Source organism: Methylobacterium sp. WL116 (genome assembly GCF_008039455.1).
In the GTDB taxonomy this organism is placed as follows: Bacteria; Pseudomonadota; Alphaproteobacteria; order Rhizobiales; family Beijerinckiaceae; genus Methylobacterium.
This window is the reverse complement of the sequence record NZ_VRUV01000148.1, coordinates 1-9,073: the sequence shown is the minus strand read 5'-3', so window position 1 is coordinate 9,073 and position 9,073 is coordinate 1. Positions and strand designations below refer to the sequence as shown.

At 70.5% G+C, this 9,073-nt stretch carries 10 protein-coding genes and 2 pseudogenes; 2 read left to right on the top strand and 10 right to left on the bottom strand.

Going from position 1 to position 9,073, the window contains the following annotated elements; translation table 11 throughout:
• The 7 genes and pseudogenes from FV223_RS12965 to FV223_RS12935 all read right to left on the bottom strand — a co-directional run.
• A pseudogene (locus FV223_RS12965) lies at positions 1–399 on the bottom strand (hypothetical protein); the annotation flags it as partial.
• 4 nt (positions 400–403) lie between these two features.
• Positions 404–1,777: an MBOAT family O-acyltransferase gene (locus FV223_RS12960; RefSeq protein WP_147727437.1), complete on the bottom strand. Its 1,374-nt coding sequence runs from the start codon at positions 1,775–1,777 to the stop codon at positions 404–406.
• Positions 1,778–1,882: 105 nt separating this feature from the next.
• Entirely contained in the window at positions 1,883–2,119 is a 237-nt protein-coding gene (locus FV223_RS12955) for a hypothetical protein (RefSeq protein WP_147727436.1), read from the bottom strand.
• A 101-nt stretch (positions 2,120–2,220) separates the two neighbouring features.
• A complete protein-coding gene (gene panB, locus FV223_RS12950) occupies positions 2,221–3,045 on the bottom strand; it encodes a 3-methyl-2-oxobutanoate hydroxymethyltransferase (RefSeq protein WP_147727435.1) in 825 nt (274 codons plus the stop codon).
• Positions 3,046–3,245: 200 nt separating this feature from the next.
• Entirely contained in the window at positions 3,246–3,842 is a 597-nt protein-coding gene (locus tag FV223_RS12945) for a rhodanese-like domain-containing protein (protein ID WP_147727434.1), read from the bottom strand.
• The gene (locus FV223_RS12940) at positions 3,842–4,675 is read right to left on the bottom strand and encodes a quinoprotein dehydrogenase-associated SoxYZ-like carrier (protein ID WP_147727433.1); all 834 of its coding nucleotides are present in this window, start codon (positions 4,673–4,675) and stop codon (positions 3,842–3,844) included. The genes FV223_RS12945 and FV223_RS12940 overlap by 1 nt, the downstream gene beginning before the upstream one ends.
• A 41-nt stretch (positions 4,676–4,716) precedes the next feature.
• On the bottom strand, positions 4,717–5,649 hold the full coding sequence (locus FV223_RS12935) for a quinoprotein relay system zinc metallohydrolase 2 (RefSeq protein WP_147727432.1): 933 nt from the start codon (positions 5,647–5,649) through the stop codon (positions 4,717–4,719).
• 172 nt (positions 5,650–5,821) lie between these two features.
• On the opposite strand from FV223_RS12935, the gene FV223_RS12930 reads away from it, so the two are divergent.
• Together FV223_RS12930 and FV223_RS32430 are read left to right on the top strand one after the other, a co-directional pair.
• Positions 5,822–6,382, top strand: a complete 561-nt coding sequence (locus tag FV223_RS12930) for a TetR/AcrR family transcriptional regulator (RefSeq protein WP_147727431.1) — start codon at positions 5,822–5,824, stop codon at positions 6,380–6,382.
• 171 nt (positions 6,383–6,553) lie between these two features.
• Positions 6,554–7,630, top strand: a pseudogene (locus FV223_RS32430) (methyl-accepting chemotaxis protein).
• A 13-nt stretch (positions 7,631–7,643) separates the two neighbouring features.
• On the opposite strand, the gene queC reads toward FV223_RS32430, so the two are convergent.
• The 3 genes from queC to FV223_RS12905 all read right to left on the bottom strand — a co-directional run.
• Entirely contained in the window at positions 7,644–8,375 is a 732-nt protein-coding gene (queC, locus tag FV223_RS12915) for a 7-cyano-7-deazaguanine synthase QueC (protein ID WP_147727428.1), read from the bottom strand.
• Complete coding sequence (gene queD / locus FV223_RS12910; RefSeq protein WP_147727427.1) at positions 8,368–8,724, bottom strand: 6-carboxytetrahydropterin synthase QueD; 357 nt, start codon at positions 8,722–8,724, stop codon at positions 8,368–8,370. The genes queC and queD overlap by 8 nt, the downstream gene beginning before the upstream one ends.
• Positions 8,725–8,728: 4 nt before the next feature.
• On the bottom strand, positions 8,729–9,073 hold a 345-nt coding region (locus FV223_RS12905; RefSeq protein ID WP_187276131.1), incomplete at its 5' end, for a nicotinate-nucleotide--dimethylbenzimidazole phosphoribosyltransferase.

The following is a 9,073-nucleotide window of genomic DNA, read 5'->3' as shown; positions in this document are numbered from 1 at the left end:
CCAGAAGTCGTCGGCCGCCATCACCAAGGCGGCGGGTTTCGGATGATGGCGCAGGTACCAGTCGAGGACCAGCAGCTGCTCGCCCGGGCCCGTCGCCGGCACGGAGAGTTGCACGAACGGAATGCCGGTGGCGGCCGAGAGGCGAGCCGGCTCGACGAGCTGGATGTGCGAATTGCCGATGACGGCCCCCGTGAAGGCCGGGTCGCGCCCGCGGACCGCGAGCGCGGTGCGCGGCCCCTGGGGCCGGACGCCGCCGACGGAGAACAGCGTGGAGCGCCCGCTGTCGTAGGGATCGATCGCGATCGCGAGGGCGAGGTAGCCGTACAGGAGCCCGATCGCCGTCAGCACGGCGGTACGGGCGAAATCGTGCCAGGCCGTGTCGGGCGACGGGGTCCGCATCGGCTCAGAACTGGAAATAGATGAAGTCGTAATTGCCGTCGTCGCCGATCTTCAGGAGCACGACGACGAACAGCAGCGCGAAGGCGGCGGCGATGAGCCGGCTCGGCGGCATGCGGTGGACCGCGGCCCAGGCGCTCGGTCCGGCCGTCGCCACGGCCGCGGCGACGGCGATGGTCCGCCACTTGAAGCCGGTGCCGGACGGACCGAAGCCGGCCAGCCCCTTGAACACGATCAGCGCCGCCTCGAAGCTGGTGGCGCGGAACAGCACCCAGGTCAGCACCACGAACAGGAACGTCAGCGCCCAGCCGAGGACCATCGGCATCCGAAGGTTCGCCCGGCGGAACAGGATGCCCGCCCCGAGGCCGGCCCCGTGCAGCGCTCCCCAGGCGACGAAGGTCAGCCCGGCCCCGTGCCAGAGGCCGCCGAGCGTCATCGTCGCGAACAGGGCCGCGACCTGGATGGCGAGGCCGCGGCGGTTGCCGCCGAACGGAATGTAGAGGTAGTCGCGCAGGAACCGCGACAGCGTCATGTGCCAGCGCCGCCAGAAGTCGCGCAGCGACGCCGACCGGTACGGCACGTCGAAGTTCTGCGGCAGCACGAGCCCGAACAGCAGCGCGATGCCCAGCGCCATGTCGGTGTAGCCCGAGAAGTCGAAGTAGATCTGGAAGGTAAACCCGAGGGTGGCCTGCCACGCCTCGGCGGTCGTCACCGCCTTGCTGGCGGCGGCGGCCTGGAACACCGGGTTGACGTAGCCCGCCAGCGGATCGCCGAAGAAGACCTTCTTCGACAGACCGACGGTGAGCAGCATCAGCCCGCGGCCGATCCGCTCCGCCGCATCCGGGCGCGCATAGGGGCGCTCGTCGAACTGGTGCATGATCTCGCTCCAGCGCACGAGCGGGCCGGCGAGAACCTGCGGGAAGAAGGCGATGTAGAGCGCGTACTTGGTCAGCCCGAAGGCCGGCGCGCGGCCGGCCCGAAGGTCGGTCAGGTACATGATGTGGTGAAAGGTGAAGAACGAGATCCCGAGCGGCAGCACCCAGCCGAGCCGCGGCGCCTCGATCCCCGGGATCAGGCCGGCGAGGTCGGCGAAGAAATCGAGGTACTTGAACAGCGCCAGGACGACGAGGTTCGCCGCGATCGCACCCGGGATCAGCCAGCGGGTCGGCGCCCTGACGAAGGCGCGGGCGACCAGCCAGTTCGCCAGGATCGAGCCGAGCAGCAGGGGCACGAACCGCACGTCCCACCAGCCGTAGAACACGAACGACAGCAGGACGAGCAGCGGCAGCCGCAGGCCCGGCCGATGGCGCTCGACGAGGGCGTGCAGCGCGAGCGCCGCGGGCAGGAACGCGAGGAGGAAGACGAAGGAGTTGAACAGCATCGGCCGGGGCGGCGCGGCGGGGGGATGCCGCGCCGCTCGGACCGAGCGTCGGGCGGCCGCCTTGTCGGGGATCGACCGGGATGCGTCAATCGACGGCGTCGCGCCTCACGCGTGGGGCCGGGTCGCGAGGTCCAGCATCGTGGCGGTTCCGACCAGTACCGCGCGGATCCGGCTGTCCAGGCTGTCGGTGAGGTCGTCGACCCGCAGGTGCACCGTGCTCCCGCAATCGGTGCCGGTGACCCAGAGGTCGTAATTCAAGCCCTCGCTGCGGAGGTGGCTAAGCAGCCGCTCCGATCCGATGCGGACCGCCTCGTTGTTCAGGGTGATGCAGCGCGCGTCCATGCCGTCTCCGAATGATCGGGAGGGTAACGCACGACCACGCCCGATCGATCGTCCGGTATGCGCGACCGAGGGTTTTCGTCCCGAACAGGGTGAACCGGCCCTCAACGCGGCCCGTAGGTGTGATCCTCGGCGGGGAAGCGCCCGGACCGGACCTCGTCGGCGTAGGTGCGCACCGCCTCCTCGATGTGGGCGCGCAGCGAGCCGAAGCTCTTCACGAATTTCGGCGCCCGGTCGCTCAGGCCGAGCATGTCCTCGAGCACCAGGATCTGGCCGTCGCAGGCCGCCGAGGCGCCGATGCCGATCGTCGGCGCGGTCACGGCCGGCGACCGGGCGATGGCGTTGGCCACCGGCTCGACGATGCCTTCCAGCACGATCGCGAAGGCGCCGGCCTCGCTGATCGCGCGGGCATCCTCCATCAGGATGCGCTCGCCGTCCGGGCCGCGGCCCTGGACGCGAAAACCGCCCATGGTGTTCACGGATTGCGGCGTCAGGCCGATATGGCCCATCACCGGGATGCCGCGCTGGGTCAGGAACGCGACGGTGTCGGCGAAGCGGGCGCCGCCTTCCATCTTGATCGCGCCGGCCCCGGTCTCCTTCAGCACCCGCGCCGCGTTCATGAACGCCTGCTCGCGCGACGCCTCGTAGGACCCGAACGGCATGTCGACCACCACCAGCGCCCGCGAGGTGCCGCGGATCACCGCCTGGGCCTGGAGGATCATCATCTCCAGCGTGACCGGCAGGGTCGATTCGAGGCCGTGCATCACCATGCCGAGCGAGTCGCCGACGAGGATGAAGTCGCAATACGGATCGAGGATGCTGGCGGTGTGGGCGTGGTAGGCGGTCAGCGCGATGATCTTGGCGCCTTCGGCCTTCCGCTTGGCGAGATCCACCGCCATCACGCGCCGCGACTGCACGACCTGCGACATGGTCTTGGACTCCGTTCTCGTCACCTCGCCCGCGGCTGACGGGCCGGAGGCTCGCGGCCGATCAGGATCGCCCGCGCGCCTCCTCTACACCGTCCGGCGCCGAGAATCCCGCCCGCCGCTTTTCCTTTGCGGGAGGGTGTCAGGCTCGGCCGGGCGATACGCGTCCACGCGAGCCGGCATGCGGCGCGCTCGAGAAGGCGCTAGCGCTCGCCGGCGGAGACCGGCTTGCGCGCCCATTCGGGGTCCTCTCGGACCACAGCGGTCTCGTGCTTGTCCTGCCAGCCCTCGATCCCGTCGGGGAACCAGTGCACCGCGGTGTAGCCCTGCCGGACGAGACGCTTGCCGGCGTTCCAGCTGCCCCAGCAATCGGGATGGCAGAAGGTGACGATGGGCTTTGCCTTGTCGCCGCCGGTCAGCGCCTCGACCCGCTTCAGGAACAGGTCCTCCCGTACGGGATCGAGGGGCGCCGCGCCCGCATTCGGCATCCAGACGGCGCCGGGCACCGAGCGGTGGGCCGGAAGCCAGGGCCGGTCCGCCGGGAAGTTCGCGGGCTTCCGGTCGGCCAAAGCCACGTCGATGAGCAGCGGCTGCTTCGGCATCAGCGCGTCGAGGGCGGCGATGTCGACGACGACGGCGCCGCTCAGGGTCTTCGGCGTGTAGCCCTGCTGCACGCCCTCGTGCAGGCCCGCCGGCTCCGGCACGTTCACCGGTGAGTCCGCCGGCGCCGCGGCGAGGAGACCCGCGGCGGCCAGCGCCGTGCCGACGCGGATCAGGCGATGGGATCGGCGCGCGGGCATCAGTTGCTCGGGCTCGGCGCGTTGAAGCTGTGCTCCCACGAGCCGCCCTGGCTGTCGGTGGCGGCGACCTTGATCGGCTTGCCGGGCTCGGGGATGAGGCCGAAATTGATCACCGGGTTCGAGGCGATCGAGATGTCGCCGTCCATGGTGAACACGGTCTTGTCGCCGGCGGTGACGACGAGCTTGTTGATGTAGCGTGCCGGCGTGTAGTCGCGGGTCACCTGGTTCATCTGCATGCCCGAGAAGTTCGGGTGGCGGATCATCAGCGTCGCCTCGACGGGCTTGCCCGCTACGGCCTCGCCGGAAAACTTCATCCGCATGTCGCCCATGCCCTTCATCGCCTCCTCGTCGCTCATGCCCATGGGAGCCGAGCAGCCGCCCGACGCCTTCACGAACTTGACCGCCTCGTAGAGGCCGCCGTCCTTCGTCTCGGCGACGGCGTGGACGTTGGTGTAGTTGTTCACGCGCACCCGGAGCTTCAGTTCGCTCGGGTCGGCGGCCGGGCCGAAGGTGAAGTGCGCGGCGTAGGGCGACGGGTTGTCGTCGATGACGAAGTGCACCGCCTTGATCTTGTCCTTCTCCGGCATGGTCAGGGTGATCGGCACCAGCGCCGCATCCATCGCGCGGTTCGGCGCGTCGATCCGGATGAGGCTGTCGGTCGGCGCGATCTTGCGGTCGCCGAACACCGACTTGGCGATCTCCTGCCAGCGCGCGGCGCGCTCGGCGTCGGTGTCAGAGGCACCGGCCGCCAGGACGGGTCCGGACAGGACCGGGCCGGCGAGGATGGCGGCCGACAGGCTCGCGCTCAGGATCAACGAAAGGGCGGACTTCATGGCGTTCCTCCGATGGCGTGAAAGATAAGTCGTGCCGGGCCTCATTCCCACTCGAGCTCCTTGTAGGCTTCGGTGACGTTGCGGCCGTTGTAGCTGTCGAACAGGTCCCACTTGCCGCGCTCGGATTGCGCGACGGTCCCCACCGCCTTCTCGATCGACACGTCGGCGGCGATGGCCTTGCGGGTCTCGTCGCGCAGCGTGGTGAGATAGCCGGCGAGCGCATCGAGCCCCGGCGCCAGCGCGACGGACACCGGGCCGTGGCCGGGGACCGCCCGGGTCGCGCCCGAGCCCCGCAAGCCCTCGATCTCCTTCAGCCACCCGTTGAGGTTGCCGTCGAGCGAGGGGATGCGGCCGACCGAGAGCAGGTCGCCGGTGAACAGCAGGCCGCTGGCGCTGTCGATCATCGAGAGATCGCAGGAGGTGTGCGCGGTGGCGTGTGCGGCGAAGCGCAGGGTGCGATCGCCGAGGTCGACCTCGGCCCCGTCCTTCACCTCCTGCGTCGGGTAGACGACGCTGCCGGCCTTGTCGGCGCCGAGGATGTCGACGAGCCGCTGGCGGTAATAGTCGCCCCGCGCGTCGAGCGCCTCGCGCAGGCGGGCATGGCCGATGACGTTGGGCTTGTCGGCCAGGAAGGCCGCGGCGCCGAAGCAATGGTCCGGATGGACGTGGGTGATGACCACGTGCCGGATCGGCTTCGACGTGCGCTTCACGATCTCGGAGCGGAGCCATTGCCCGTCGGCGAGGCTGCCGCCCGACTCCGTGACCAGCACGGCCTCCTTGCCGACGATGAAGCCGATGTTGGCGATCGCGTCGTCGTTCTCGGGCGTCGCGTCGGCGTTCGGTCCGCGGCGCATGAAGATGCCGGGCCCGACCTCCTCCATCGCGAAGGACTCGGCCGAGAAGCCGGGCTTCGGAAGGCAGCACAGGCAGAACCCGCCGAAGAGCGCGGCGCGGCGCGTCAGCACGGCGCTCATCGCCGGGAATCCCTGCGGCGGGCATGGGCGTGGCGCTGAGCCGTTCCCGACATGCGGGACCTCCTGACTTATTGTTCCAACCATCTAGTAGGTAGATTTCTTCGGCGTCAAGTGCCACAAGAGGGAACGTGCTGCCCGGCGGCGCGCTGCGAACACGGTTTCCGACCCTGCGATGCGAGATACCCGCGCCGAGTTGCTGCTTCAGGCCGAGATGCTGGTGCGCGGGCGCGGCTGGTCCGGCTTCAGCTACGCCGACCTCGCCGAGGTGGTCGGCATCCGCAAGGCTAGCATCCACCATCACTTCCGGACCAAGGACGATCTCGGCGCGGCGCTGGTGGCGGCCTACGGCGAACGCTACGACGCGGCCCTCGCCGACATCTGCGCGTTGCACCCGGCCGGCATCGACCGGATCGCGGCTTACGGCCGGCTCTATCTCGGCGGTGTCGAGCAGGGGCTCGGCTGCCTGTGCGCCGCGCTCGCCACGGAGGGAGACGCGCTGCCCGAACGGCTGCGGGGCGACGTCGGCGCGTTCTTCGCCCATCACCTGACGTGGCTGGAGCAGGTGTTTCGCGACGGCGAGGCCGATGGGAGCATCCGGGCCGGGCTCGACCCCGCGCGCCATGCCCGCCTGGTGGTGGCGACGCTCGAAGGCGCCCTGCTGCTGGAGCGGCTGCTCGGCGGGCCCGAAGCCTTCGCCGGGACGCTGACCGCGCTCACCGACCGCCTGCGCTGACCCGGCTCGCGAACGATGGCCGCCCGAGACGGACGGGTTTCGCGCCGCGGACAGCGGCGGCCGGATTGAAAGCAGCGCCGCCCGGCTCTTCGGTCAGATTAAAGTCTTTTTTTTACTCGGCGCGTCTAGGTATTAAGTCACGACCCGCGATCCGAACCCGAGCCGACCCGCATGCCCGTCTCCGCCTCGAAGATCGTCGGCCGAGCCGCGGACGCGGCGGTCGAGCCGGCGCCGACCTTGGCGACGATCTCGACCCTGACCGCCGGGGTCAGCCGGGTGGCACAGGAGAAGATCGGGCGCATCCACCAGATCACCGCGCAGGCGAAGATCCTTGCGCTCAACGCGCTGATCGAGGCGGCCCATTCCGGTGAGCAGGGCAAGGGTTTCTCCGTGGTGGCACAGGAGGTCCGCGGCATCGGCACCGAGATCGAGAGCCTCGCCCGCGAGCTCGAGACGCAGCTGTCCGGGCATATCGGCGAGCTCGGCCGCACCGTCGGCGCGATGGCCGTCCAGGCCCAGGGCGAGCGGATGATCGATCTCGCCCTCAATGCGATCGAGCTCGTCGACCGCAATCTCTACGAGCGGACCTGCGACGTGCGCTGGTGGGCGACGGATGCGGCCCTGGTCGCCTGCGTGACCGAGCCCGGCGAAGCGACCGCGGCCCATGCGAGCGCACGCCTCGGCGTGAGCCTGTCCGCCTACACGGTCTATCTCGACCTCTGGGTCTGCGACCGCGACGGACGCATCCTCGCCGTCGGCAGGCCGGATCGGTATCCCGGTGTGCGCGGCGACAGCGTCGCCGACGAGCCCTGGTTCCGAGAGGCCGCAGCCCTGCGCAGCGGCGACGACTACGTCTCCGGCAACGTGCGGCGCGAGGCGCGTCTCGGCGGGGCGCAGGTCGCGACGTACTGCGCGAGCATCCGCGAGGGCGGGCGAGCGGATGGGGTGCCGGCCGGCGTCCTGGCGATCCACTTCGACTGAGAACCGCAGGCGCGGGCGATCGTGGCGGGCGTGCGGGTCTCGCCGCAGGATCGTGCCCGCACGCTGGTGCTGCTCGTGGATGCGGACCGCCGCGTCCTCGCCGCCTCCGACGACCGGGGCGTGCTGAGCGAGACGCTGGCCTTCGATCCGAAGGGAAGCGCCAGCGGCGTGGTGCAGGGCGGGGCCGTCACCGCCTTCCACCGCACCCCCGGCTACGAGACCTATGCGGGCCTCGGCTGGTACGGGGTGATCGTCCAAACCCGCTGACGCGGGCGCCCTGTCAAGCGGCGGCGTTCTGGCCCGATTTCCCGGGTGCGTCGGCCACGAAGCGGGCGTAGCCGGAGGCCCGCAGGGCGCAGGCCGGGCAGATGCCGCAGCCGTAGCCCCAGGCGTGGCGCGCGCCGCGCTCGCCGAGGTAGCAGGTGTGGCTGTCCTCGACGATCAGATCGACCAGCGGCCGTCCGCCCAGGCGCTCGGCGAGGCGCCAGGTCTCGGCCTTGTCGAGCCACATGAGCGGGGTGTGCAGCACGAAGCGTCGCTCCATGCCGAGGTTGAGCGCGACCTGCAGCGCCTTGATCGTGTCGTCGCGGCAATCCGGGTAGCCGGAATAGTCGGTCTCGCACATGCCGCCGACGACGTGCCGCAGGCCCCTTCGATAGGCCAGAGCGGCGGCGAAGGTGAGGAAGACGAGGTTGCGGCCCGGCACGAAGGTGTTCGGCAGCCCGCCGGCCTCGAAGCCGATCGCCGTCTCGCGCGTCAGCGCCGTTTCCGAGACCTGCCCGAGCGCGTCGAGGGCCAGGGTATGGTCCGCGCCGAGCCGTTCCGCCCAGTCGGGGCGGATGCCGACGATCCCGTCGCGGAGCGCGTCGCGGCCGTCGAGCTCGATCCGGTGGCGCTGGCCGTAGTCGAAGCCCAGCGTCTCGACATGGGCGAACCGGTCGAGCGTCCAGGCGAGGCAGGTGGCGGAATCCTGGCCGCCCGAGAACAGGACCAGCGCGCGCTCGTCAGTCACCGTCGTACTCCGCCCAGGACATCGGCGTCTCGAACACCTTCACCGAGCTGAGGCCCGGCAGGCCGTGCTTCGTGCGATGCCAGATCCAGGCCGCGATGTTCTCGGCGGTCGGGTTCTCCAGACCCTCGACCTCGTTGAGGCAGTAATGATCGAGCCGGAGCAGCACCGGCGCGAAGATCGCCTCCATGTCGAAGAAGTCGACCACCCAGCCGGTCCGCGGGTCGACCGGGCCGGCGACCGTCAGCTCGACGCGGTAGGAATGCCCGTGCATCCGGTGGCAGCGGTGGGTCTCGGGCACGTTCGGCAGGCGGTGGGCCGCCTCGAAGGTGAAGGCCTGGGTGATCTTCATCCTGCTACTCCGCCTTGCCCGAGACGCCGGCCTTGCCCGAGACGCCGGCCTGCTCGAACGTCGCCATGTCGCGATGGCAGGCGAGCGCGCCCTTCAGCAGCCCCATCGCCATGCCGGCGCCCGAGCCCTCGCCGAGCCGCATGCCGAGGGCCAGCAGCGGCACCAGCCCGAGGCGTTCCAGCACCTCCGCATGGGCGCCCTCGGCCGAGACGTGGCCGGCGAGGCAATGGTCGAGCGCGCGCGGGTCGAGCGCGTGCAGCACCGCCGCGGCGGCGGTCGCGACGTAGCCGTCGAGCACCACCGGCACCCGCTGCAGCCGCGCGGCCAGGATCGCGCCGGCCATCGCCGC

Bases quoted from the DNA above. Each gene is read 5' to 3' on its own strand.
- FV223_RS12960 (WP_147727437.1), bottom strand. From the start codon at position 1,777: ATGCTGTTCAACTCCTTCGTCTTCCTCCTCGCGTTCCTGCCCGCGGCG.
- FV223_RS12930 (WP_147727431.1), top strand. From the start codon at position 5,822: ATGCGAGATACCCGCGCCGAGTTGCTGCTTCAGGCCGAGATGCTGGTG.
- FV223_RS12955 (WP_147727436.1), bottom strand. From the start codon at position 2,119: ATGGACGCGCGCTGCATCACCCTGAACAACGAGGCGGTCCGCATCGGA.
- FV223_RS12945 (WP_147727434.1), bottom strand. From the start codon at position 3,842: ATGCCCGCGCGCCGATCCCATCGCCTGATCCGCGTCGGCACGGCGCTG.
- FV223_RS12940 (WP_147727433.1), bottom strand. From the start codon at position 4,675: ATGAAGTCCGCCCTTTCGTTGATCCTGAGCGCGAGCCTGTCGGCCGCC.
- panB (WP_147727435.1), bottom strand. From the start codon at position 3,045: ATGTCGCAGGTCGTGCAGTCGCGGCGCGTGATGGCGGTGGATCTCGCC.
- queD (WP_147727427.1), bottom strand. From the start codon at position 8,724: ATGAAGATCACCCAGGCCTTCACCTTCGAGGCGGCCCACCGCCTGCCG.
- FV223_RS12935 (WP_147727432.1), bottom strand. From the start codon at position 5,649: ATGAGCGCCGTGCTGACGCGCCGCGCCGCGCTCTTCGGCGGGTTCTGC.